Annotated in this window: 22 protein-coding genes; 6 read left to right on the top strand and 16 right to left on the bottom strand. The window is 61.9% G+C overall.

What is annotated here, in order from left to right:
- Positions 1-53: 53 nt before the first annotated feature.
- Positions 54-1,109 (bottom strand): haloacid dehalogenase-like hydrolase, encoded by a 1,056-nt coding sequence (locus J3P93_RS01870; protein WP_434594621.1) that lies wholly within the window; start codon positions 1,107-1,109, stop codon positions 54-56.
- A gap of 239 nt (positions 1,110-1,348) precedes the next feature.
- Between J3P93_RS01870 and J3P93_RS01865 the strand changes: the two genes are divergently transcribed.
- Complete coding sequence (locus J3P93_RS01865) at positions 1,349-2,740, top strand: L-cystine transporter (RefSeq protein ID WP_208939379.1); 1,392 nt, start codon at positions 1,349-1,351, stop codon at positions 2,738-2,740.
- Positions 2,741-2,830: 90 nt separating this feature from the next.
- On the opposite strand, the gene J3P93_RS01860 is transcribed toward J3P93_RS01865, so the two are convergent.
- Positions 2,831-3,343, bottom strand: a complete 513-nt coding sequence (locus J3P93_RS01860) for a dihydrofolate reductase (protein ID WP_434594618.1) — start codon at positions 3,341-3,343, stop codon at positions 2,831-2,833.
- Between the two features lie 85 nt (positions 3,344-3,428).
- Between J3P93_RS01860 and J3P93_RS01855 the strand changes: the two genes are divergently transcribed.
- Positions 3,429-4,802, top strand: coding sequence for a DUF2868 domain-containing protein (locus J3P93_RS01855; protein ID WP_434594615.1), 1,374 nt, complete (start codon positions 3,429-3,431; stop codon positions 4,800-4,802).
- Complete coding sequence (locus tag J3P93_RS01850; RefSeq protein WP_434594613.1) at positions 4,795-6,171, top strand: GTPase/DUF3482 domain-containing protein; 1,377 nt, start codon at positions 4,795-4,797, stop codon at positions 6,169-6,171. Before J3P93_RS01855 ends, J3P93_RS01850 begins: the two co-directional genes overlap by 8 nt.
- A 128-nt stretch (positions 6,172-6,299) precedes the next feature.
- Here the strand turns inward: J3P93_RS01850 and J3P93_RS01845 are convergent, their stop codons facing one another.
- The 7 genes from J3P93_RS01845 to J3P93_RS01815 all read right to left on the bottom strand — a co-directional run bounded on the left by J3P93_RS01845 (position 6,300) and on the right by J3P93_RS01815 (position 15,411).
- On the bottom strand, positions 6,300-6,854 hold the full coding sequence (locus tag J3P93_RS01845) for a phosphonate degradation HD-domain oxygenase (protein ID WP_434594610.1): 555 nt from the start codon (positions 6,852-6,854) through the stop codon (positions 6,300-6,302).
- Positions 6,851-7,984 carry a TIGR03364 family FAD-dependent oxidoreductase gene (locus J3P93_RS01840; RefSeq protein ID WP_434594607.1) on the bottom strand — a complete coding sequence of 378 codons (1,134 nt, stop codon included), beginning with the start codon at positions 7,982-7,984 and terminating at the stop codon, positions 6,851-6,853. The genes J3P93_RS01845 and J3P93_RS01840 overlap by 4 nt, the downstream gene beginning before the upstream one ends.
- 143 nt (positions 7,985-8,127) lie before the next feature.
- Positions 8,128-9,153: a putative 2-aminoethylphosphonate ABC transporter substrate-binding protein gene (locus tag J3P93_RS01835; RefSeq protein ID WP_093097383.1), complete on the bottom strand. Its 1,026-nt coding sequence runs from the start codon at positions 9,151-9,153 to the stop codon at positions 8,128-8,130.
- Between the two features lie 38 nt (positions 9,154-9,191).
- Positions 9,192-10,916: a putative 2-aminoethylphosphonate ABC transporter permease subunit gene (locus J3P93_RS01830; RefSeq protein WP_434594604.1), complete on the bottom strand. Its 1,725-nt coding sequence runs from the start codon at positions 10,914-10,916 to the stop codon at positions 9,192-9,194.
- Positions 10,916-11,992 carry a putative 2-aminoethylphosphonate ABC transporter ATP-binding protein gene (locus J3P93_RS01825; RefSeq protein ID WP_434594601.1) on the bottom strand — a complete coding sequence of 359 codons (1,077 nt, stop codon included), beginning with the start codon at positions 11,990-11,992 and terminating at the stop codon, positions 10,916-10,918. The genes J3P93_RS01830 and J3P93_RS01825 overlap by 1 nt, the downstream gene beginning before the upstream one ends.
- Positions 11,993-12,221: 229 nt before the next feature.
- Positions 12,222-13,085, bottom strand: coding sequence for a LysR family transcriptional regulator (locus tag J3P93_RS01820; protein ID WP_101161791.1), 864 nt, complete (start codon positions 13,083-13,085; stop codon positions 12,222-12,224).
- Between the two features lie 16 nt (positions 13,086-13,101).
- On the bottom strand, positions 13,102-15,411 hold the full coding sequence (locus tag J3P93_RS01815; RefSeq protein WP_434594598.1) for a heavy metal translocating P-type ATPase: 2,310 nt from the start codon (positions 15,409-15,411) through the stop codon (positions 13,102-13,104).
- 85 nt (positions 15,412-15,496) lie between these two features.
- Between J3P93_RS01815 and cadR the strand changes: the two genes are divergently transcribed.
- The gene (gene cadR, locus J3P93_RS01810; protein WP_434594596.1) at positions 15,497-15,946 is read left to right on the top strand and encodes a Cd(II)/Pb(II)-responsive transcriptional regulator; all 450 of its coding nucleotides are present in this window, start codon (positions 15,497-15,499) and stop codon (positions 15,944-15,946) included.
- 20 nt (positions 15,947-15,966) lie between these two features.
- On the opposite strand, the gene J3P93_RS01805 is transcribed toward cadR, so the two are convergent.
- The 4 genes from J3P93_RS01805 to J3P93_RS01790 form a co-directional block, all read right to left on the bottom strand.
- Positions 15,967-16,800, bottom strand: coding sequence for a hypothetical protein (locus tag J3P93_RS01805; protein ID WP_434594593.1), 834 nt, complete (start codon positions 16,798-16,800; stop codon positions 15,967-15,969).
- 153 nt (positions 16,801-16,953) lie between these two features.
- A complete protein-coding gene (locus tag J3P93_RS01800; protein WP_434594591.1) occupies positions 16,954-17,925 on the bottom strand; it encodes a thymidylate synthase in 972 nt (323 codons plus the stop codon).
- Positions 17,926-17,975: 50 nt separating this feature from the next.
- A complete protein-coding gene (lgt, locus tag J3P93_RS01795) occupies positions 17,976-18,791 on the bottom strand; it encodes a prolipoprotein diacylglyceryl transferase (protein WP_090287239.1) in 816 nt (271 codons plus the stop codon).
- Positions 18,792-18,861: 70 nt separating this feature from the next.
- The gene (locus tag J3P93_RS01790) at positions 18,862-19,644 is read right to left on the bottom strand and encodes a sulfite exporter TauE/SafE family protein (protein ID WP_434594589.1); all 783 of its coding nucleotides are present in this window, start codon (positions 19,642-19,644) and stop codon (positions 18,862-18,864) included.
- 132 nt (positions 19,645-19,776) lie between these two features.
- On the opposite strand from J3P93_RS01790, the gene J3P93_RS01785 reads away from it, so the two are divergent.
- Positions 19,777-20,523: an NRDE family protein gene (locus J3P93_RS01785; RefSeq protein ID WP_434594586.1), complete on the top strand. Its 747-nt coding sequence runs from the start codon at positions 19,777-19,779 to the stop codon at positions 20,521-20,523.
- Positions 20,524-20,731: 208 nt separating this feature from the next.
- On the opposite strand, the gene ptsP is transcribed toward J3P93_RS01785, so the two are convergent.
- Both ptsP and J3P93_RS01775 read right to left on the bottom strand, forming a co-directional pair.
- Entirely contained in the window at positions 20,732-23,011 is a 2,280-nt protein-coding gene (gene ptsP / locus J3P93_RS01780) for a phosphoenolpyruvate--protein phosphotransferase (RefSeq protein ID WP_434594583.1), read from the bottom strand.
- A 22-nt stretch (positions 23,012-23,033) separates the two neighbouring features.
- Positions 23,034-23,513, bottom strand: a complete 480-nt coding sequence (locus J3P93_RS01775; RefSeq protein ID WP_003229203.1) for an RNA pyrophosphohydrolase — start codon at positions 23,511-23,513, stop codon at positions 23,034-23,036.
- A 143-nt stretch (positions 23,514-23,656) separates the two neighbouring features.
- Between J3P93_RS01775 and J3P93_RS01770 the strand changes: the two genes are divergently transcribed.
- A complete protein-coding gene (locus J3P93_RS01770) occupies positions 23,657-24,313 on the top strand; it encodes an HAD family hydrolase (RefSeq protein WP_090287246.1) in 657 nt (218 codons plus the stop codon).
- Positions 24,314-24,433: 120 nt separating this feature from the next.
- Here J3P93_RS01770 and J3P93_RS01765 read toward each other — a convergent pair whose 3' ends face one another.
- Entirely contained in the window at positions 24,434-24,847 is a 414-nt protein-coding gene (locus tag J3P93_RS01765) for a DUF2269 family protein (protein ID WP_434594578.1), read from the bottom strand.
- Positions 24,848-24,862: the final 15 nt, after the last annotated feature.

The following is a 24,862-nucleotide window of genomic DNA, read 5'->3' as shown; positions in this document are numbered from 1 at the left end:
AGGAGCTGCGTTGCTCCTACTTGCAGCTTGTAGCTTGCCGCTATCAGCTGCTTTTATTGAATGTCCTCTGGTTTGACGATCACCCAGTTTTTATCCGCCGTCACCGGCAACCCTTCTTTGGCCTGCGCCGCAGCGTGCTTGGCCATCATGCCGTTCAACTGCGTCATGTACTTGTCCTTGCGGTTGATCCACAAGTGGATGCCGCCCTTGGCCACGTCGACATCGTGAAACAGCATGTAGCCGTCGCTGGTCGGGGTGTCGCCGCCGACCAGTACCGGTTTTTTCCATTCATTGATGTAGGTAAGGATCGCCGCGTGCTTGCCGGCCATCCACGTTGCCGGGGTCCAAAGGTACGGCGTCAGCTCCAGGCCGAGGTTGGCCTGCTCGTCATACTTGCCCGCGGTGATCTGCTTGCGCGCAGTAGTCAGTTCTTGCGTCTCGCGGTTTTTCAGCAGCAGGCTGACGCCAATGACGTTCTGCGGTTTGACGTTGTAGCCGTACTTCGGATCCGCCGCGACCATGCGCACCAGTTCTTCAGAGGCGGCGGTCATCACGTAGACCTCGATGCCGTTTTCCATCAGCTTGTTGTACAGCTCTTGCTGGCCAGTGAAGATCTTCGGCGGGTTGACGTCGAGTTTCTTCACCACATCGCCTTCGTAATAGGTCGCCGGCACCGGTTTGCCCGAGGCCATCAGCTCATCGACGTAGCCCTTGAGTTCCTTGAGGGTGAAGCCGGAAAACACCTGCGCGACCCACGGATAGCAGACCATGTCGTCGACTTCGCAGAGGCGATAGTAGTAACTGAACAGGCTTTCCTTGTGCTCGGCGGTGTCCTTGAACGGCATCAGTTTCAGCGACGGATCAAGTTTGTCGCGGGTGATCAGGCCCTTGTTTTCCATGAACGGCAGCAAGGATTCTTCGAGGTCGTAGCGGTAACTGGTGTTGTCCATGTCGAACACCGCGTAGTTACCCTTATTGGCATTGGCCGCGATCATCGCATCCAATGCCTTGGCCTGATCCGCCGGCCAGTGCTTGAGGTCCGTGGCCAAGGCCTGACCGACGAGGCCCGCCGCCAGTGCCACCGCCAACAACGTGCGTGCAATTCTCATAGCGCTACTCCCCGATCGAAAGAGTTCGACGCTAACAAATAAGTGTGACAGCCCTCGTCTGTCTGCGACCGTACACGTCCGTATCGCGCCAGATGCATTGCCGACAACGACACGGGCTTATTCCAAAAACGACGGACACCCAGCCATTTCGGTATTAAATCATTGCAAATCAAGCTGTTAGGCTTGCCGGTTCGCAGCAGCCCCGGATGGCTGTTGGCACAGTCTTTTCTGGAGTCGTCATGAATCTACCGTTGATTCTCAACCTGCTGGTGTTCCTCGCCCTGCTCGTCGGTCTGGCGCAAACCCGCCACACCACCTGGAGCCTGGCGAAAAAAGTCCTGCTGGCGCTGGTGCTCGGCGTGGCGTTCGGCGTGGCGCTGCACACGATTTATGGCGCCGGTAACCCGGTGCTGAAAGCCTCGATCGGCTGGTTCGATCTGGTCGGCAACGGCTACGTGCAGTTGCTGCAGATGATCGTCATCCCGCTGGTGTTCGCCTCGATCCTCAGCGCGGTGGCGCGTCTGCACAACGCTTCGTCGCTGGGCAAGATCAGCTTCCTGACCATCGGCACGCTGCTGTTCACCACCGCGATTGCCGCGCTGATCGGCATCGGTTTGACCAACCTGTTCGGCCTCACCGCCGAGGGCCTGGTTGCTGGCACGCAAGAGATGGCTCGTCTGCAAACCATTCAGAACGACTACGCTGGCAAGGTCGCCGACCTGAATGTGCCGCAACTGCTGCTGTCGTTCATTCCGCAGAACCCGTTCGCTGATCTGGCGCGGGCCAAGCCGACCTCGATCATCAGCGTGGTGATTTTCGCCGCATTCCTTGGCGTGGCTGCGCTGCAACTGCTCAAGGACGACGTCGAAAAAGGTCAGAAAGTGATCAACGCCATCGACACCCTGCAAGCCTGGGTAATGCGGCTGGTGCGGCTGGTGATGAAACTGACCCCGTACGGCGTGCTGGCGCTGATGACCAAAGTGGTCGCCGGCTCCAACCTGCAGGACATCATCAAGCTCGGCAGTTTCGTCGTGGTGTCGTACCTGGGTCTGGGCCTGATGTTCGTGGTCCACGGCGTGCTGGTGTCGGCGGCCGGGATCAACCCGCTGCGGTTCTTCCGCAAGATCTGGCCGGTGCTGACGTTCGCGTTCACCAGCCGTTCGAGCGCAGCGACCATCCCGCTGAGCATCGAAGCGCAGACCCGGCGCCTGGGCATTCCATCGTCGGTGGCGAGTTTCGCTGCATCGTTCGGCGCGACCATCGGCCAGAACGGTTGCGCCGGCCTGTACCCGGCCATGCTGGCAGTGATGGTTGCACCGACCGTGGGCATCAACCCGCTCGACCCGCTTTGGATCGCCACGCTGGTGGCGATTGTGACCTTGAGTTCAGCGGGCGTGGCCGGGGTCGGCGGCGGCGCGACCTTCGCCGCGCTGATCGTGCTGCCGGCGATGGGTTTGCCGGTGTCGCTGGTGGCGCTGCTGATTTCGGTTGAGCCGTTGATCGACATGGGCCGTACGGCGTTGAATGTCAGTGGTTCGATCACCGCGGGTGCGATTACCAGTCAGGTGATGCAGCAGACTGACAAGGCATTGCTGGATGCCGATGAGCATGCGGAACTCGCTCAGGCTTGATTAGCGCCTGACAGACCGCTATCGCGAGCAGGCTCACTCCTACATCTGGAATGCGTTCCCCCTGTAGGAGTGAGCCTGCTCGCGATGCTCTTAGCCCTTCTCCCAAATCTCGAAGTTGTACGCGGGTTTTTCGCCCTCAGCCGCGTTCGGCACGTTCGACACCAACTTCCACTGGTTCAAATCAAACTCCGGAAACCACGCATCCCCTTCCGGGCTCAGCGCAACGCGGGTCAGGTACAGACGATCCGCTTGGGCCAGCCCTTGCGCATACAACTGCGCGCCGCCAATCAGCATCAACTCATCGACGCCTTGCTCTTTCGCCCATTCTTCGGCGCGAGCGACGGCGGCGTCCAGCGATGGATAGACCTCGGCGCCTTCGAGCGACAAATCGGTTTGGCGGCTGACGACGATGTTCAAGCGCCCCGGCAACGGTCGACCGAGCGAATCCCAGGTCTTGCGGCCCATAATGATCGGCTTGCCGAGGGTCATGGCCTTGAAGTATTTGAAATCCCCCGGCAGGTGCCAGGGCATGCTGTTGTCGACGCCGATCACACGGTTTTCACCGAGCGCTGCGATCAGGCTGAGGGGCAGTGATTTAGTCATGTCGGCGAGGATACCAGAGCCGCGCTTACCCCGATAAGCGCCACAGCGGTTATGCTCAACGCTCATTTAAGCGACGGGACGCCGCGTGACTGAACTGACTCCACTGCAAAACCTCTGGCTCAGCGAAACCATCCGCCTGCGCGAAGAATACGCAGGCCCCCTCGATGACCTGGAAGCCAATCGCCTGGCGCGCACCGGTGGCGGCGATCTGCCGAGCCGCATTCAGCGCCGGGCGCGCTGGTTGGCCGACCGCGACGGGCTGACGCCGGCACTCCAGCACTGGCTGCAAGGCGCTCGTCTGGCATTGGTGCTGCTAAGCATTTTCGCCGTGTTGAGCGGCGCCGGGCTGGCCTTCGCCGCGCTGGGGCAAACCCCGGTCAACGTCTTCTGGGCCTTGGGCAGCCTGCTCGGGCTGAATTTTATTCTGCTGTTGAGCTGGGCGCTGGGCCTGGTGGTTGCCGGTGAACAGGGTGCGACGCTGGGCCGCGTGTGGCTGTGGCTCAGCGAAAAGCTCGCTCGCGACGCCAAAGCCGCGCAACTGGCGCCGGCGCTGCTGTTGCTGCTGCAACGCCGCAAACTCAATCGCTGGGCACTCGGCACGCTGGTCAACGGTTTATGGTTGCTGGCCATGCTCAGTGCCCTGGTCGTACTGCTGATGCTGATGGCCACCCGACGCTACGGCTTCGTCTGGGAAACCACGATTCTCAGCGCCGACACCTTTATCCACATGACCCGGACCTTGGGCAGCCTGCCGGCGCTGCTCGGCTTCAATGTGCCGACGGTCGAGATGATTCGCGCCAGCGGCGACGCGGCGCTGGATATCGAAAGCGCCCGACAGGCTTGGGCGACCTGGCTGGTCGGGGTGCTGGTGGTTTACGGCGTGCTGCCGCGCCTGCTGTTGACGCTGCTGTGCTGGTGGCGCTGGAACCGCGGCAAAGCCGCGCTGCGTCTGGACCTCAACCTGCCCGGCTACGCGCAGTTGCGCGAGCGGCTGATGCCGACCAGCGAACGCCTCGGCATCAACGACCCTGAGCCGGCGCAACTGCACCGCGTCGAAAGCAGCGTCGGCGAGCTCGCCAGCGAAGGCGCGCTGCTGGTCGCCATCGAACTCGACGAACAGCGTCCATGGCCGCCCGCGTTACCCAAAAGCGTCAGCAACGCCGGCATCCTCGACAGCCGCGAATCGCGGCACAAGCTCCTCGAACAACTCAGCCGCTTTCCCCCGGCACGCCTGGCAATTGCCTGTGATCCACGGCGCTCGCCGGATCGCGGCAGCCTCGCGCTGATCGCCGAGCTGGCGCGCAGTGCCGGCGCCACCCGCGTCTGGCTGCTGCAAGCGCCGCCCGGCGAAGCGCTGGATGCCGATCGTTTGGGCGACTGGCATGTCGCCCTGCAACAGCTGGAGCTGCCTTTCGCCGATTGCGCGCCGCTGAACTGGCTGGAGACGGGCCATGATTGATCTGCGTAAAGCGCCGCTGAAACTCGCGGTCGTCGGCCACACCAACGTCGGCAAGACCTCACTGCTGCGCACGCTGACCCGCGATGTCGGCTTCGGCGAAGTCTCCCATCGCCCGAGCACCACGCGACATGTCGAAGGCGCACGGTTGTCGGTGGACGGCGAACCGCTGCTCGATCTCTACGACACGCCGGGGCTGGAAGATGCCATCGCCCTGCTGGATTTTCTCGAACGCCTGGAACGCCCCGGCGAACGCCTCGACGGCCCTGCGCGGCTGGCGCGGTTTCTCGATGGCAGCGAGGCGCGCCAGCGTTTCGAGCAGGAAGCGAAAGTGCTGCGGCAACTGCTCGCCTCCGACGCCGGCCTGTATGTGATCGATGCCCGCGAACCGGTATTGGCCAAGTACCGCGATGAGCTGGAAGTGCTCGCCAGTTGCGGCAAACCGCTGCTGCCGGTGCTGAATTTCGTCAGTAGCGCCAACCATCGCGAACCCGATTGGCGCGAAGCGCTGGCACGCTTGGGCCTGCATGCGCTGGTGCGTTTCGACAGCGTGGCGCCGCCGGAAGATGGCGAGCGGCGCTTGTATGAAAGCCTGGCGCTGCTGCTGGAAACCGCCCGCCCGCAACTCGAGCGACTGATCGCTGATCAACAGGCCCAGCGCCTCGCCCGTCAGCACAGTGCTGCACGCTTGATCGCCGAATTGTTGATCGACTGCGCCGCCTGCCGACGCAGCGTGGTCAGCGAGGCGGAGCAGGAACAGCAGGCGATCAGCGAACTGCGCAAGGCAGTCCGTCAGCGTGAGCAGAAATGCGTCGAGGCGTTGCTCAAACTCTACGCGTTCCGTACGCAGGACGCGGCAGCCAGTGATTTGCCGTTGCTCGACGGCCGCTGGGGCGATGACCTGTTCAACCCGGAAACCCTGAAACAGCTTGGCGTACGGGTCGGCGGCGGGATCGCGGCAGGCGCGGCCGCCGGGGCCGGCGTCGATCTGCTGGTCGGCGGCATCACCCTCGGCGCAGCGGCGCTGGCCGGGGCGATCGCCGGCGGCGCCCTGCAAACGGCGCGCAGTTATGGCAGCCGCTTGCTCGGCAAGATCAAAGGCCAGCGGGAATTGACCGTGGATGATGGCGTGTTGCGGCTGTTGGCGTTGCGGCAGCGGCAGTTGGTCTTGGCCCTCGATCAACGCGGGCATGCGGCGATGGATGCGGTTCAGGTTGCAACGCCTGTGGATAAAACCTGGCGCGAAGGCAAGTTGCCGGAAGCCTTGAACAAGGCCCGGGCGCATCCGCAGTGGTCGTCGCTCAATCCGCATCCGAAGCTGAATCAGGCGGAGCGGCAGGAGCAGGTTGAGTCGTTAGCCAAAGAGCTCTAGTGCCTGGCCTGGCCACATCGCTGGCAAGCCAGCTCCCACAGGTTTTTCGGTGAATACAATTTTTGTGATCAGCCGAGATCCCTGTGGGAGCTGGCTTGCCAGCGATGGCAGCAACCCGGTTCCAAGACCTAAGCAGCCAGCAATCGCGCCGCTTTCTCTTTCAGCACAACCAAATCAATCACCGGCACCGCCACCTCCTTCGCCAACTCATCCCACTGGCGCATCCGCAGGCTCAGCGCACACAACGGATCCCGCGCAAACACATCCGCCTCAGCCTCCGTCATCACCCCGCCCTGATACGTCAGCGTGCGCCGACTAGCCTCACTCAAGCGCTCGAAATACCCCGGTTCACGCAGCGTCAGATAACGCTTGGCCTGAACGTGATACTCCACCAGCCGTGCCAGCCGTTCGCTGAAACCCGCCTCACGCAAATAATCCGCACCCAGCCGCTCATGGCTGACCACGCCATAGCCGCCCATGTGCTGCGCGCTCTCGGCGCACAAATGGCCGATGTCGTGGAAGAACGCCGCGAGCACCACTTCATCATCGCAACCCGCAGCCATGGCCAGCTCGGCCGCTTGCGACATGTGTTCAAGCTGCGACACCGGTTCGCCGATGTAATCGCTGGCGCCGAAGCGTTCGTACAAGCCGAACACCCGCGCCACTACTTGTTCCGGAGTCATGCCCCCTCCAGCAACTGCGCAAGGTTGCGCTCGGCCATGGCCGGGCCCACGCTCATGCCGACGCCGGTGTGCATCAGCGCCACGCTCAAGCCCGGTGCCGGGCGCAGGAATGAAAACGGCCCCGGCCCGCGAGCACCATAGACACCCTGCCAGCGCTCGACCACTTGCACCTTGCAACCGAGGGTCTGCTCGGCGAGTTCGAGCATCCAGTTATCCACTTGCTCGGCGTTGAACGGCGAAGGATCGCTGCCGTAGTGGTGCGAGTCGCCGATGATCAGTTCGCCATACGGCGTCGGGCTGATCAGCAGGTGAATGCCCTTGTCGTGCAGATGCGGTTGCTCGCGCAGGATCTGTGCCTGCACTGCTGCCGCTTCGGGCAGATCGGCGAAGGCGCCGTAGTGCACGCAGCTCAGCCCGGTGAGCAAGGCGTGTTGCAGGTTCAGTTCAGTGTGCGGTTTGGCGCGGAGCATTTGCAGGCGGCAGATCTGCGGCTCGAGCGCGGCAATCGGCTCGGCGAGCAAGGTCTGATAATCGTGGCCGGAGCAGACGATGATCTGCGGTGCGCTAAAGCTGCCGGCGGTGCTGTGCAACCGCCCTGGCTCGACGTCGCGTACCAGGGTGCAGAAGTGGAACTCGACGCCGAGGCCGCGTCGCAGGTAGTCGATCAGCGCCGGGATTGCTTCACGCGAATACAGCTGTTGATCGTCCCGGCCATGCAGGGCGGCGCGGTGATGGCTGAACTGCCCCCCATACAGATCACGCAACGCAGCGCCGTGCAATAGCTCGACGTTGTAGCCGTGTTCCTGCGCACGACCGGCGCAAAACGCTTCGAGCAGATGCTCTTCGGCTTCGCTGCGGGCGAACAGGTAAGAACCGTTGCGCTTGATCTGCAGACCGGCGAGTTGCGCCCAGTCGCCCCAGATCTCGCGACTGGCCTTGGCCAGTTCGAGCATGGTGCCGGGCGGCTGGCCGGTGACCAGCGCCTGGCCGAAGTTGCGCACCGAGGCGCCGAGGGGCGTGGCGGTGCGTTCGAACACGGCGACTTTGAGCCCGCGCTTGGCCGCCGCGTAGGCGTGGGACAGGCCGAGGATGCCGGCGCCGACGATGAGCAGGTCTTTGTGGTGTGTCATTGAGAGGCACTCTGAATGCGCGACCGTAATCGCTGGCAAGCCAGCTCCCACAAGTATCGAGGTGTTCACAAATTACGTGTTCAGCGCAAAACCCTGTGGGAGCTGGCTTGCCAGCGATGAGGCCCTGTCAGTCGATAAAGATCTTACTTGGCAGCCACTTTCTCGGACTTGCCGTCATAGCGCTTGCGCCACTCGGTCAGGATCTCGTCACGATTCTTCGAGGCCCAGGCAAAGTCGTTCTTGATCAGACGCTGCTCGTAATCGGCGGGCAGTTCGGTCTGCGGCTTGGCGATCCCCGGCTGGGCGAGCACGGCGAAGTTCTCTTTGTACAGATCCATCGCCTCGGCGCTGGCGGAGAAATCGGCGAGTTTCTTCGCCGCCTCTTCATGCGGCGTGCCTTTGATCACGGCCGTCGCTTCGATCTCCCAGCCGAGGCCTTCCTTCGGCAGGATGATGTCCAGCGGCGCGCCCTGGCGCTTCAGTTGAACGGCCGGGTATTCAAAGGAAATGCCGATCGGGAATTCCCCTGCCGCCGCCAGTTTGCATGGCTTGGAACCGGAGTGAACGTACTGGCCGATGTTCTGGTGCAGGCCGTCCATATACGCCCAGCCCTGCTTCTCGCCGAAGGTTTGCAGCCAGGCGCTGACGTCGAGGAAACCGGTGCCGGAGGACGCCGGATTGGGCATGACGATCTTGCCTTTGTATTCAGGCTTGGTCAGGTCCTGCCAGCTTACTGGCTTGGTCAAACCCTGTTTCTCGGCCTCGACGGTGTTGAAGCAAATCGTCGCCGCCCACACGTCCATGCCGACCCAGGCTGGCGGATTGGCGGCGTCGCGGTAGTTCGCGCCGATCTTGCCGAGATCCTTCGGCGCGTAGCTTTGCAGCATGCCTTGCTGATCGAGAATCGCCAGGCTGGAAGCGGCAAGGCCCCACACCGCGTCAGCCTGCGGCCGCGCCTTTTCCGCGAGGAGTTTGGCGGTGATGATCCCGGTGGAATCGCGCACCCATTTGATCTCGACGTCAGGGTTGGCTTTCTCGAACGCTTCCTTGTAGGACTTCAACTGCTCGGCTTCGAGGGCGGTGTACACCGTCAACTCGGTTTTCGCCGCGAAGGCATTCAGGCTGAAAGAGGCGAGCACAGCAGCGGCCAGGGCCATAGGCTTGAACATGATCGTTTTCCTGTCTTTTGAGTTGAGGGCAGATGGAATCAGAGACCGGGCGCGGTTTGCCGCCAGGCCTGGGAACGGCGCAGCAAGCCGCGCGAAGCCCACGCCAGCAGCAAGGACACGCCCGCCGAGGTGAACAGAATCAGGGTCGACATCGCCGCCGCACCGCCGACGTTGCCGGCGTCGTCCATGTTCAGCACCGCGACCGCCGCGAGAATGGTGTCGGGGCTGTAGAGGAAGATCGCCGCCGACACCGTGGTCATCGCCGAGACGAACAGGTAGCGCACGATGTCCAGCAACGCCGGCAGGCAGATCGGCACGGTCACGCGCAGGTAATGCCGGTACAGCGGCGCCTTCAGCGACAGCGCCGCCGCTTCGAACTCGGCATCGAGCTGGCGCAGCGCGGTGGTCGCGGTCATTTGTGCGGTGGTCAGATAGTGCGCAATGGTGCAGACGATCAGCAGCGTCATCGTCCCGTACAGCACGTGCAACGGGTTGCCGCTGAGGTTGAAGAAGAAAACGTAACCCAGGCCGAGCACCAGCCCCGGCACCGCCATCGGCACGAAACTGAGCATGCGCAGCGTCAGGTTCAAGCCGCGCTGGGTGCGGGTTTTCTCCATCAAGTAAGCGCCGGTGAAGATCAGCACACTGCCGATCAGCGCCGTACCCAGCGCCATCTTCAAGCTGTTGCCGTAGGCCAGCCAGCCACCGCCAGCGGTCTCGTTGAACTGGTAATGGTTGAGCGACAGCGACAGGTTGTACGGCCAGAATTTCACCAGCGAGGAGAACACCGCCATGCCGAACACCAGAATCAACGCTGCGCTGATCAACACGACAATCGCCAGATAGCAGCCGTCGCGCAGGGTCGACGGCGTCGGTTTGAACACCTGCGCGCGACCGCTCATGGAGTCGCCATGCCGACGGCGCAGCCAGGCATCAACAGCGAAACTGAACAGCGCCGGCAGCAACAGCACCATGCCGATCAACGCGCCGCGCCCGAATTGCTGTTGGCCGACCACCGCTTTGTAGGCTTCCAGCGCCAGCACTTGATAGTCGCCACCGACCACCACCGGCACACCGAAATCGGTGATGGTCAGGGTGAATACCAGACAGAACGCGGCGAACACTGCTTGGCGGGTCGCCGGCCAGGTAATGCTGCGAAACGCCTTGGCCGGGCTGGCGCCCATGCTCGATGCGGCGTCGAACAGGCGCGCATCGGCCAGCGACAACGCCGAGAGCAAAATCATCAGCGCATGCGGGAAGGTGTAAATCACCTCGCCGAGCACGATGCCCCAGAATCCGTAGATGTTGTCCGAGAGCAGCCCGCGCAGCATGCCCTGATTACCGAACAGATAGACCAGCGCAATCCCCGGCAGCATCGACGGCGCCATCAGCGGCAGCAACGAGATGCCACGCCAGATGCCCTTCGCAGGAATCAGCGTGCGTTGCAACGCGTAGGCAAACAGGTAGGCCAGCGGTACGACAATCGCCGCAACACTGAGGGAAACCTTCAGGCTGTTGCCGAGCAGCCAGTGGAAATTCGCGCTGCTCACCAACTCTTTCGCCGCAAGCCAGCCACCGCCCTGCCCGGCCTCGCTGCTGAAGCCACGCCAGAAGATTGCCAGCAACGGCAGCAGCACCGCGACACCGAGCAACAGCAGCAAGAGGATCTTGCCGCCAACGACAAAAATCCTATCGCCGATTTCGGCTGTCGAAGACTGGCGCACCTGCTTGTGCGGTAGCGGCAGCGTGAGCTTGCTGTTCATCAGGCAAACACCTGCAGACTGCGCGGCGGCAAGGCGACCATGATCTGCTGGGCGCCAAGACGCGGCATGGCTTCCGGCGGCAGTTCGGCGAGCAACGCATGGCCGGGCAATTGATCGAGTTCGAAGCTCATGCGGCAGCGGTTGCCGAGAAAGGTGATCTCGCGGACCTTGGCCGGGAACAGGTTTTCTTCATGCACCGGCGGGTTGACGTTGATCGCCTCCGGGCGGCAGAACAGTCGACCCGAGGCGCTCTGCACGCTGCCATCGGCCAGGCGCAGATTCATCCCGCCGACCTGGGCGTGGCTGTCGCTGCTGCGCTGGAACGGCAGCCAGTTGCCCTGCCCGACAAACTCGGCCACGAACGGCGTGGCCGGGCGGTTGTAGATTTCCTGCGGGGTGGCGTATTGCTCGACGCGGCCGTTGTTCATCACGGCGATGCGGTCGGCCATCAGCATGGCTTCGTCCTGATTGTGCGTGACCATCAGGGTGGTGATGCCGAGGTTGCGCTGCAGTTGGCGCAGCTCGGTGCACAGATGCTCACGAACGCGAGCGTCGAGGGCCGACATCGGTTCATCGAGCAACAGCAGTGACGGTGCCGGCGCCAGCGCGCGGGCCAGCGCAACGCGCTGCTGCTGGCCGCCGGACAATTGGCCGGGGTACTTTTTCTCGCTACCGCTGAGGCCGACCAGCTCGAGCATCTGCCCGACGCGGCGGCGCACTTCATCGCGACCGCTGCCGGCGAGGCCGTAGGCGATATTCGCTTCGACGGTCAGATTGGGGAACAGCGCGTAGGACTGGAACAGAATCCCGTAGTCCCGCGCTTGCGGGGCGAGGTGCGAGACGTCGCGATCACCGAGGTAAAGCTCGCCGCTGTCCTGCTTCTCAAGCCCGGCGATGCAGCGCAGCAAGGTGGTCTTGCCACAGCCCGACGGGCCGAGCAGGCACACCAGTTCACCAGCGGCGACATCAAGGGAGACGTTATCCAGCGCGGTAAACGCGCCGAAGCGCTTCTGCACGCTGCGCACTTTCATCAGCGCACCGGGATTGGTCAGGGCAGTTGCGATGGCAGGGTTCATGTACAGACCTCATCAAACGGATGAGGCCAATCCTAGGGTTGTAATGCGTCCGTCATGTGGCAGTGAGGCAAAAAGCGCCGATAGTGACATTCAGGGATTTTGGTTCACTGCCGACCAACAGATCGTTCCCACGCTCCGCGTGGGAATGCCTCAACGGACGCTCCGCGTTCGGCCTTTGGGACGCAGAGCGTCCCGGGCTGCATTCCCACGCGGAGCGTGGGAACGATCATTACGCCGGGGACATCTCTTGTGCCAAACCAAGAAACGCCGCCGGCAACCGCGCGCCCTTCCTCTCTTTGAGGCAATACAGGTACTCGGGAATCTGCGGTGCATTCTCGATGCTCAGCACGCGCAGCTGCGGATCATGCGGCACTTCCTGGCGGGCGATGATGCTGATGCCGATGTTGCGCAGCACCGCCTCGCGGATCGACTCGCGGCTACCGATCTCCAGCAACGGCCCGAAACTCACACCGGCGCTGGCCAACAACTCTTCGGTCAGGCGTCGCGTGGTCGAGCCGGACTCACGCATCAATAAGGTATGCCCGGCCAGCGCGGTCAATGCCACATGCGTCTGCGTCGCCAACGGATGGTTACGATGCACCGCCAGCACCAGCGGATCGGTGCCCAACACCCGGCGAATCAGCCGCGCGTCATCCAGCAACTGCGATGACGCGGCGATATCCACCCGGTAATCCTCCAGCGCTTCGAGCACTTGCTGCGAGTTGCCGATTTCCACCGACACTTCCACCTGCGGCAAGCGTTCGCGAAAGGTCTTTACCAGATCGAGGATGTAATACGGCGCCGTCGCGGCGATGCGCAAGGTGCCTTGCACCTGGCCGCTGTTGCGCAGGAAGAACTCGATGTCGGCTTCCTGCTGCAACAGGGTCTTGACCATCGGCAGCAAACGCGCGCCTTCGTCGCTGACGCTCAGACGGCGGCCGCCGCGGTAGAACAGCTCCACCGAATACTGGCTTTCCAGATTGCGGATCTGCGTGGTCACGGTCGGTTGGCTGAGGCCGAGTTTCTTCGCCGCCAGCGTGATGCTGCCCAGGCGCGCGACCATATAAAACGCTTTCAGCTCGGCACTCAGCACAACCCACCCTCGTCACTTACTTGCGCAGCAGGCGCAAACCGTTGAACACCACCAACAGACTCACGCCCATGTCGGCGAACACTGCCATCCACATGGTGGCGAGCCCGGCGAAGGTTACCCCAAGAAAGATAGCCTTGATCACCAAGGCCAACGCGATGTTCTGTTTCAGGATGCTGGCGGTGTTGCGCGACAGGCTGATGAACGTCGGGATCTTGCGTAGATCATCGTCCATCAGCGCGACATCGGCGGTTTCGATCGCGGTATCGGTGCCGGCAGCGGCCATGGCGAAACCGATCTCGGCGCGGGCCAGTGCCGGCGCATCATTGATGCCATCGCCGACCATGCCGACCCGGTGGCCCTTTTTGTACAGGTCTTCGATGGCTTGCAGTTTTTCGGTCGGCAGCAGATCGCCTCGGGCTTCGTCGATACCGACCTGCGCGGCAATCGCCTCGGCCGTGTGCACATTGTCGCCGGTGAGCATCAGGGTTTTCACCCCCAACTCATGCAACTGACGAATCGCCTCACGGCTGCTTTCCTTCACCGTGTCAGCCACCGCGAACAACGCCAGCGGTCCGGACTTGTCGAGCAGCAGCACCACGGACTTGCCCTGTTTCTCCATGGCCAAGAGTTTTTCTTCCAGTTGTGGCGAGCACAGGCCCAGCTCTTCGACCAGACGATGGTTGCCCAAGTGATAGGTCTGGCCGTCAATCTCGCCTTTGACGCCGCGCCCGCCGAGCGCTTCGAAGTTATCCACAATCGGCGCGGCGGAGTTTTTATCCACAGCGGCATTGGCGATGGCCAGCGATACCGGGTGATCGGAGCGCCCGGCCAAGGCGGCGGCGATGGCCGGCGCGGTGCTCTCGGCGGTTGCCTCCAGGCACAGGTAATCGGTCTGCACCGGTTTGCCGTGGGTGATCGTGCCGGTTTTATCCAGCGCCAGATAATCGAGCTTGAAACCGCCCTCCAGGTACACGCCACCCTTGACCAGAATGCCTTTGCGCGCCGCCGCAGCGAGGCCGCTGACGATGGTCACCGGGGTGGAAATCACCAGCGCGCAGGGACAGGCGACCACCAGCAGCACCAAGGCGCGATAGATCCAGTCGAACCACACGGCGCCCATGAACAGCGGCGGAATGATCGCCACAGCCAAGGCAAACACAAACACCGCCGGGGTGTAGATTTTCGAGAACTGATCGACGAAACGCTGGGTCGGCGCACGCGCACCCTGAGCCTGTTCGACGGCGTGGATGATCCGCGCCAGGGTCGAGTTGTTCGCCGCCGCGCTGACCGTGTATTCCAGCGAACCGGCCTGGTTGATGGTGCCGGCGAAGACTTTATCGCCGACGGACTTTTCCACCGGCAGGCTTTCACCGGTGATCGGCGCCTGGTCGATGGTCGAGCTGCCGCTGACCACCTCACCGTCCAGCGCGATACGCTCGCCCGGCTTCACCCGCACGCGGGCACCGAGTTCGACACTTTTCACCTCCTGTTCGGTCCAGTTTCCGTCCGCCTGCAAGACCGTTGCTTGTTCCGGGGTCATCTGCATCAAGCCACTGATCGCATTGCGCGCCCGGTCCAGCGAGCGTGCTTCGATCAATTCGGCAACGGTGAACAGGAACATCACCATGGCCGCTTCCGGCCACTGGCCAATGAGGATCGCGCCGGTCACGGCGATGCTCATCAGTGCGTTTATGTTGAGGTTGAAGTTCTTCAGGGCAATCCAGCCCTTTTTGTACGTGCCGAGCCCACCGCTGAGGATCGAGACCAGGGCAATGATCGCCACTACCCAGGTCGGCGCAGCATCAGTGAAGTGGATGACTTCGGCAGCCAGCGCCGCGACCCCGGACAGCGCCAGCGGCCACCAGTCTTTTTTCACCGGCGCCGGGGCCGGCGCATCGACGCCCGCCTCCAGCAGCTCGGCGTGCATGCCAATCGACTTGATCGCGTCCACGATCGGCGCCGTGTCCGCCAGGTTGTGGGTGACGCCGAGCACGCGGTTGATCAGGTTGAATTCCAGCTGCTGGATGCCCGCCAGTTTGCCCAGCTTGTTCTGGATCAGCGTCTGCTCGGTCGGGCAGTCCATCGCCTCGATGCGGAAACTGCTCAGGCGCGCATCGGCGCTGGTCGTTTCGCTCAGTTGCACCAACGCAGGCGCAGCCGCTTTCGACGAACAGCAGACATCTGCGTGCGAATGAACCGGCGCCGCTGTTGCGACTTTTGACCCACAGCAGGAATCGCCGCCGTGCTCATGTTTGTGCACAGGCTGCAATTTATGGCTGTGATCGTGGCCGTCGCCGGGCTTGTGGGTGTGCAGGGAATCGCTCATTGGTCGCGTCCATGAAGGTGCCTGTTGCCAAGTAAAGACCCTGTAGCCACTATAGGGTCAAGCACCCTTTTTGGAGATGACCGTCATGAAAATCGGCGAACTGGCGAAACTCACCGACTGCGCGGTGGAAACCATCCGTTATTACGAACGCGAAAACCTGCTGCCGGAACCGGCCCGCAGCGATGGCAACTACCGCGTCTACACCCAGGGCCACGCCGAACGCCTGACCTTCATTCGCAACTGCCGCATCCTCGACATGACCCTCGAAGAAATCCGCAGCCTGCTCGCCCTGCGCGACAGCCCGCAGGACCAGTGCGAAAGCGTCAATGCACTGATCGACGAACACATCCAGCATGTGAAGGCGCGGATTGATGGATTGATGGCTTTGCAGACGCAGTTGCTCGACCTGCGCCAACGTTGTGGCGAAGGACCGGAGGCGGATCAATGCGGGATTTTGCAGCGCCTGGAAGTCAGCGGCGGCGTGGTGGCGACGGAGGTCGAGCACTCCCATGTCGGCAGAAGTCATGGGCATTAATCCTTCGTTGCCGACAGCGCTTACACCAGTTTGAACGCCAATACGCCCCGGGAACCCATGCCATAGGCCAGACCGGGGACCATACCGGACCCGAGGAAAACACTGCAGAACAAATGAACAGTCTCACCACGATGCGCCTGATAGACCGTCGGCTCAATCCGAAAGCTGAATGATGAGTCGGGGCTGACCGTCAGTTTGCGTTGATAATCCCGCCAGGCGCCGGCCTGTCCGCCGCTGGTACTGCTCTTCCAGAGCATTTCAACGGCGTTGTTGGTTCTCAGGTTTTCAATCCGTGGAATAGTCAGGCAAACACCCTGGGGATGCTGATCAATTTCAAGGACGCCTTGCGAGACGGCCTCAATAAAAACCGGACCGGTCTGCGCCAGTTCCGGCGCAAACGTCATATACAACGAAGAAGAGGGCAAAGAGCCTGCTTCTCTTTCAATGACAAAAAAGACTTCGACCCGATCGCCTGCGAACGTCCTTGCGATTTCGTCGGTAACCGCAAAATGCATAGGGGTGTAACTCACCACTGTCTGGGGTTCCGATCTATAGCTGCCCCCGGAGCCGCCGAGTGCGTTCCATTGCACCCGAACCGGATCGCCAATCCTGAAATCCTGCTCATTGACCGACACACCAACACGCAGCGAATCGATGAAGATCGGCGCGCCATTGAATATTTCCATGGGCACCACGCACCCCCATGGATCAATACTCGGAATGGAATGGAAGAGTCCCGAACGACTTTCACAGCCGATAAACGGCCAACTGTTCAACTGCTTCGATCCGGTTGGTGCAAAACCGAAAGAGACCTCCGAGAACCCAGCCGTTGCGCCAGATGCTGTAATTGTCATGATGAAGCTCCTTAAATGAAAAAAGAGGATGTTTGACTGCCCCACGTCCAATAGGCCCGTGGTCAGTCAAACACCCTCTCTTTCATTTGCCTACTGTAAGACATGACAGTCCGGTAGACCTATACCGAATATAAAAGCTTCAGCACCAGACTTTCAGACCGCCATCGGCGCGGTCATCGGCGCATGGTGCTCGTAGCCTTCCAGCGAAAAATCGCTCGGCTCAACCAGCTCCAGCCATTCCGGCTGGTACACGCCAGTCTTGGCAAACTCCGGCACGCGATCAGAGATCTTCAGTTTCGGCATGGCGAACGGCTCGCGCTTGAGTTGTTCGTTGAGCATGTCCAGATGGTTTTCGTAGACGTGCGCATCACCGATGAAATAGGTAAACCAGCGCGGCGTGTAGCCGGTCAGGCGCCCGATCAGGCTCAGCAGCGCGGCGCCTTCGGTGAGGTTGAACGGTGTGCCCAGGCCCAGGTCATTCGAACGGATGTAGAGGGTCAGAGAAATCTCTTTCGTCTCGACGTTCGGGTGGAACTGGTACAGCAGATGGCACGGCGGCAGGGCCATTTCATCGAGCTGAGCGACGTTCCAGCCGTGGAACAGAATGCGGCGGCTGCCCGGATCCTTGATGATCGTGTCGACGCACTGGCGCACCTGGTCGATGGCTTTGTACAACACCACGTAGGCCTGGCCATCTTCTTCGCCTTGGGCGATCTGCTTGTAGCCGTTGCTCAGGGCTTGTTCGATGGCGGCAGTGTTGCTCAGCAGGATCTGCTTGTACGCCGGCCACTTGCGCCATTGCACGCCGTAGATTTCGCCGAGGTCGTCGTCACCCTGACGGAACGGATTGGCCAACCACTGCGCGTTTTCGTTGGCGTTCTGGTCCCAGACCTTGCAGCCCAGTGCACGAAACTCGGCAGCGTTGTTCACCCCACGGAGGAAGCCGCACATCTCGCCGATCGCCGATTTGAAGGCCATTTTGCGCGTGGTGATCGCCGGGAAGCCTGCCTGCAGATCGAAACGCAGCATCGCCCCCGGAAAACTGATGGTGTTGATGCCGGTGCGGTTGGCCTGTTTGGTGCCGTTCTGGATGACGTGCGAGACCAGTTCGAGATATTGCTTCATGAGTTACCTGTGTCCTTTGAGCCCCGGCGTCGCGCGCCGGGGTTCGTAGTTTAAGCCGTCGGGGCGAGCGGCGCTGCCGGGGCGCGACGATAGGCCAGCCAGATCAGGAACAGCCCGCCGACGATCATCGGCACGCACAGCACCTGGCCCATGGTCAGCCAGTTCCACGCCAGGTAACCCAACTGGGCATCCGGCACGCGCACGAACTCGACAATGAAACGGAAGATGCCATAGAACAGCGCGAACATGCCCGACACCGCCATGGTTGGCCGCGGTTTGCGCGAGAACAGCCAGAGAATCAGGAACAGCGCCACGCCTTCGAGAGCGAACTGATACAGCTGCGAGGGGTGACGCGGCAGTTGCGCCGGATCGCTGAACGGCGGGAACACCATCGCCCATGGCACGTCGGTGGCCTTGCCCCACAGCTCGGCATTGATGAAGTTGCCGATGCGCCCGGCACCCAGACCGATCGGCACCATCGGCGCGACGAAGTCCATCAACTGGAAAAACGACTTGCCGTTGCGCTTGCCGAACCACAGGGCCGCGAGCATTACGCCGATGAAGCCGCCGTGGAACGACATGCCGCCCTTCCACACTTCGAAGATCAGCGTCGGGTTGGCCAGATAAGCACTCAGGTCGTAGAACAGCACGTAACCCAAACGTCCGCCGACAATCACACCCATCGATAACCAGAACACCAGATCGGAAAGTTTCTCCTTGGTCCACGTCGGGTCGAAACGGTTGAGCCGGCGCGACGCCAGCAGCCACGCGCCGCCGATGCCGATCAGGTACATCAGACCGTACCAGTGGATTTTCAGCGGACCGATGGCCAAAGCCACCGGGTCGATCTGCGGGTAAGGCAGCATTGCGACTCCTCGTAAGAGTGAAACCAATATTCCCGGGGGACGCTGCCACCACAGGATTAAGCCAGGATTTTTACAGCAGGAAGCTCAACCCGACGCTGAACAGCAAAGCGGCGAACAGCCGTTTCAGCAAGCGCGGCGACAACCTGTGCGCCAGACGCGCGCCGAGACGGGCGAAGACCATGCTGGTCAGGGCAATGCCCAACAGCGCCGGCAAATACACAAAGCCGAGACTATGCGGTGGCAACAACGGATCGTGCCACCCCAGAATCATGAAACTTGCCGCACTGGCCAGAGCGATCGGCAGACCACAGGCCGACGACGTCGCCACGGCCTGCTGCATCGGCACGCTGCGCCAGGTCAGAAACGGCACGGTCAGCGAGCCGCCACCAATACCGAAAATCGCCGAGGCCCAGCCAATCACCGTGCCCGCGGCGGTCAGACCGAATTTACCCGGCACCGTTCGGCTGGCCTTGGGTTTGACGTCCAGCGCCAATTGCACGGAGACCAACAGAGCGAACACACCGATGATCTTTTGCAGGTTCGGCCCGGAAATCGCCTCGGCCGTCAGCGCACCGAAACCGGCACCGAGCAGAATACCGACGGTCATCCACAGGAAGATCGGCCAGCGCACCGCGCCCCGGCGATGATGCTCACGCACGGCGTTGACCGAGGTGAAGATGATCGTCGCCAGCGACGTGCCGACCGCCAGATGCGTGAGGATCGACTGATCGAAACCCTGCAGGGTGAAACTGAACACCAGCACGGGGACGATAATGATCCCGCCACCGACGCCAAACAGCCCGGCCAGCACGCCCGCACAGGCGCCCAGCGCCAGATAGAGCAGAAATTCCACGAGCGTCTCCCCAGACCGCATCCGCAAAACAGGAGCGGCATGGTAACGGATGCACACCCTTTGGCTCCACTGGCGATGGATGCACGGACGCCGGATGCGTAGAGTGAGCAAAAATCACACAAGGACCACCTTATGTGCCTGATCGTTTTCGCCTGGCGTCCGGGCCATGCCCAGCCGCTGATCGTCGCGGCCAACCGAGACGAGTTCTACGCCCGGCCGAGCCTGCCATTGGCGCCCTGGCCGGAGGCGCCGCAAGTGCATGCCGGGCGTGACCTGGAGGCCGGCGGCACCTGGCTGGGGATCGGCGCCAACGGCCGCTTCGCCGCGCTGACCAACATCCGCGATCCGCAGCAGCCGCCGGCGCTGAAGTCGCGCGGGGAACTGGTGGCGCGTTTTCTCAGCGGCAATACGTCGATTGATGATTATTTGAGCGATGTGGTTGGCCGCGCTGCGGAGTATGCGGGGTTCAACTTGCTGCTCGGCAACAGTCATGAGCTCTGGCACTTCAATGCGCGAGCGTCCGAGCCGGTGATGTTGGTCTCTGGGGTTTACGGGCTGTCCAATGCCGGGCTGGATACGCCGTGGCCGAAACTGCTCAAGGCCAAAGCGGCGCTGAACGCCGTGCTGGACGATCCGCAGCCGGAGCGATTGCTTGGGTTATTGAGTGATGCGCAGACGGCGCCCGAAGCCGAGCTGCCGGATACCGGGGTGGGGATGGCGACTGAAGCGCTGTTGTCGAGTGTGTTTATTGCCAGCCAGAGTTACGGGACGCGGGCGAGTACGGCGCTGGTGGTGCAGGCGGATGGGACGCGGCGGATGGTGGAGCGCAGTTTTGGGCCTTATGGGGGGCATTTGGGCGAAGTTGAGATTTGCGTTTGAAAGCCAACCCTCATCGGAACGCCGCCCGCCCAGCCCTCTCCCAAAGGGAGAGGGAGCCGACCGAGGTGTCGCGAGTTGTGCATCGACCTGAAAGACCGAGTCGATTATGGATTCGGCAAAAATCTTTCAGGCCGGAGAAATTCCACAGCCTTCCCCAATCAGTCCCCTCTCCCCCTGGGAGAGGGCTAGGGTGAGGGGCTTTTGATCTTCAGAGCGCTTTGTTAACCACCGGCGCATTCATCTTCGCCAACCCAAGATTCTTCAGCGCCAGTTGCAACGAGCTGTGGATAACCTGCGGGTTATCAATCGTCATCAACTCCGCCAACAATTCCTGCGCCTTGCTCAGATTGACCTGACGCAGCATCCACTTGACCTTCGGCAAGTTAGTGGCGTTCATCGACAGGCTGTCGAACCCCATCGCCATCAACAGCACTGCCGCCGCCGGATCGCCGGCCATCTCGCCGCAGATGCTCACCGGTTTGCCTTCGGCATGCGCGTCACGCACCACGGTTTGCAAGGCTTGCAGTACCGCCGGGTGCAGGTAGTCGTAAAGATCGGCCACGCGCGGGTTGTTGCGGTCGACCGCCAGCAGGTACTGGGTCAGGTCGTTGGAACCGACCGAGAGGAAGTCGACCATCCGCGCCAGCTCTTTGGTCTGGTAGACCGCGGCGGGGATTTCGATCATCACGCCGATCGGCGGCATCGGCACGTCGGTGCCTTCGTCGCGCACCTCCCCCCAGGCCCGGTGAATCAGGTGCAGGGCTTCTTCGAGTTCGTGGGTGCCGGAGATCATCGGCAGCAGAATCCGCAGGTTGTTCAGGCCTTCGCTGGCCTTGAGCATCGCACGGGTCTGCACCAGGAAGATTTCCGGGTGATCGAGGGTGACGCGAATGCCGCGCCAGCCGAGGAACGGGTTGTCTTCCTTGATCGGGAAGTACGACAGCGACTTGTCGCCACCGATGTCGAGGCTGCGCATGGTCACCGGTTGCGGATGGAACGCGGCGAGCTGCTCACGGTAGATCGCCAGTTGTTCCTTCTCGCTCGGGAAGCGCTGGTTGATCATGAACGGCACTTCGGTGCGGTACAGACCAACCCCTTCGGCGCCGCGCTTCTGCGCCCGCGCCACGTCCGCCAGCAGACCGGTGTTGACCCACAGCGGCATGCGGTGGCCGTCGAGGGTCACGCACGGCAGGTCGCGCAGGGCATCGAGGCCCAGCGCCAGTTGTTTCTCTTCTTCGACGATTTCCGCGAACTGCTTGCGCAGCACTTCGCTCGGGTTGGTGTAGACCTCACCGCGGACGCCGTCGACGATCATTTCGATGCCGTCGACCTTGGCGTACGGCAGATCGACCAGACCCATTACCGTCGGAATGCCCATGGCCCGGGCGAGGATCGCGACGTGGGAGTTACCCGAACCGAGTACCGACACCAGACCGACCAGCGTGCCTTCCGGCACTTCGCCAAGCATCGCCGGGGTCAGCTCTTCACTGACCAGAATGGTTTTTTCCGGGTAGACCAGGTTCTGCTGACGCTCTTCCTGCAGGTAGGCCAGCAAGCGGCGGCCGAGGTCTTTGACGTCCGAGGCGCGCTCGCGCAGGTAGGCGTCGTCCATCAGTTCGAAACGGTTGACGTGATCGGTGACCACCTGGCGCAGCGCGCCCTGGGCCCACTGGCCGGTCTTGATCACGGTGGTGACTTCGCTGCCCAGCGAGGCATCGTCGAGCATCATCAGGTAGACATCGAACAGCGCACGTTCTTCCGGGCGCAACTGCGTCGCGAGTTTGGCCGACAACGTGCGCATGTCGGCACGCACGCCTTCGATGGCGGTCTTGAACAGCGCCAGCTCGGCGTCGATATCGGTGATGGCCTTGTCCGGCACCACGTCCAGATCGGCCGGCGGCAGCATCACCACCGCGGTACCGACCGCCGCTCCCGGCGAGCCCGGCACGCCAACGAACTTGGCTTCCTGAATGCCCTTGCCCTGCCGGCCCAGACCACGAATCGAACCGGTGGCCTCGGCGTGGGCGATCACCCCGGCGAGCTGCGCGCTCATGGTCACGAGGAAGGCTTCTTCACCCTCGTCGAACTGGCGGCGTTCTTTTTGCTGGATGACCAGCACGCCGACCACGCGGCGGTGGTGAATGATCGGCGCGCCGAGGAACGAGGCATAGCGCTCTTCACCGGTTTCGGCGAAGTAGCGGTAGCGCGGGTGATCCGCGGCGTTTTCGAGATTCAGGGGTTCTTCACGCGTGCCGACCAGACCGACCAGACCTTCGTTGGGTGCCATGCTGACCTTGCCGATCGAGCGCTTGTTCAAGCCCTCGGTGGCCATCAGGACGAAGCGGTTGGTCTCGGGATCAAGCAGGTAGACCGAGCAGACCTGGCTGCCCATGGCCTCTTTGACGCGCAACACAATAATCCCCAACGCCGCCTTGAGATCCTTGGCGGAGTTAACTTCCTGGACGATCTTGCGCAGCGTATTGAGCATGGCTCGGGGTCGAACTCCGTCGTCAGTCGCGCGCTAAAAGGCGCGGGGCAAGCTCTTTGAGAGCGCGTCGATACACCTCGCGCTTGAATGTCACCACCTGGCCCAACGGATACCAATAGCTGACCCAGCGCCAGCCATCGAATTCCGGTTTACCGGTCAAATCCATCCGCACCCGCTGCTCGTTGGAGATCAGGCGCAGGAGAAACCACTTCTGCTTCTGGCCGATGCACAGCGGTTGGCTGTGGGTACGCACCAGGCGTTGCGGCAAACGATAGCGCAACCAGCCCCGGGTACAGGCCAGTATTTCAACATCTTCACGTTCCAGGCCAACTTCTTCGTTCAGCTCGCGGTACAAGGCGTCTTCCGGCGTCTCCTCGGGGTTGATTCCCCCTTGCGGAAACTGCCAGGCGTCCTGATTGATACGGCGAGCCCATAGCACCTGGCCGGCGTCATTCGTCAGAATGATCCCGACATTGGGACGGAAACCATCGGGGTCGATCACGGCAACAACCTCGCAAACGCATGTCGCCGCATTGTTCCACAAAGGTTGATCAGGCGGCAACGAAGCTTCCCAGCTTATGTGCACTCTTGTGAAAAGACCGTATTCTTGTGGCCTTTTTACTGACTTTTCAGTGGGTAACTGCAATGCGCCTGGCTCTATTCGATTTGGACAACACCCTTCTGGGCGGCGACAGCGATCACGCCTGGGGCGACTATCTGTGCGAGCGCGGCTTCCTCGACCCGATCGCCTACAAGGCGCGCAACGACGAGTTCTATCAGGATTACCTGGCCGGCAAGCTGGACAACGCGGCGTATCTGAATTTCTGCCTGGAGATCCTTGGCCGCACGGAAATGGCCGTGCTGGACGCCTGGCACAGCGATTACATGCGCGACTGCATCGAGCCGATCATGTTGCCCAAGGCGCTGGAACTGCTGAAACAACACCGCGACGCCGGCGACAAACTGGTGATCATCACCGCGACCAACCGCTTCGTCACCGCCCCGATTGCTGTGCGCCTGGGCGTGGAAACCCTGATCGCCACCGAATGCGAAATGATCGACGGCCGCTACAGCGGGCGCAGCACCGACATTCCGTGCTTCCGTGAAGGCAAGGTGACGCGTTTGAATCGTTGGCTGGAAGAGACCGGGTATTCGCTGGAAGGCAGCTATTTCTACAGCGATTCGATGAATGACTTGCCGCTGCTGGAGCAGGTGGCGAATCCGGTGGCGGTTGATCCGGACCCGAATCTGCGCGCCGAGGCCGAGAAGCGTGGTTGGCCGGTGATCAGTCTGCGCGGCTGAAATGGCCATCGCTGGCAAGCCAGCTCCCACAGGTTTTTCGGGTGGTCACACAATCTGTGTTCACTGAAAATCCTTGTGGGAGCTGGCTTGCCAGCGATAGGGGCGACTCGGTCTCAAGCCCTAAACAGGCTTGGCCCCCATCAACCCCGCGATGGCGAGAAATCCAACGCCGCTGACAATCGCCAGTGCCAGACTGAATGTGCGGTTGCCCACCCCGGTAGTCCAAAGCCGATCCAGTCGTACCAGCAGCCAGACCGCACTGAACGTGGCCACGGCATAGATCACGCTCGAGCCCAGAATCCACAATTGCCCCAATGGCCAGCCAGTCAGGTGCACCAGCCACCAGCCGGTAAACGGCATGCTGAGGATACCGATCAGCATCAGACACCAGAGAAACAGCCAGGGCCGCCGCATCGTCGTGGCCGGCCCTTCGCTGCGATTACGCCAGGTCAGGACGGCGAGCACCAGCCCGCTCGCGAGGATGACCACGGTCGCCACGACGTGAAGGACCTTCAGGGTTGTCAGGGTTTCCATGCAATTCTCTTCCTT

Source organism: Pseudomonas sp. R3-57 (genome assembly GCF_051132065.1).
Lineage (GTDB): Bacteria > Pseudomonadota > Gammaproteobacteria > Pseudomonadales > Pseudomonadaceae > Aquipseudomonas.
Note: the sequence above shows the minus strand (reverse complement) of the source record. Positions and strands in the feature narration are given on the sequence as shown.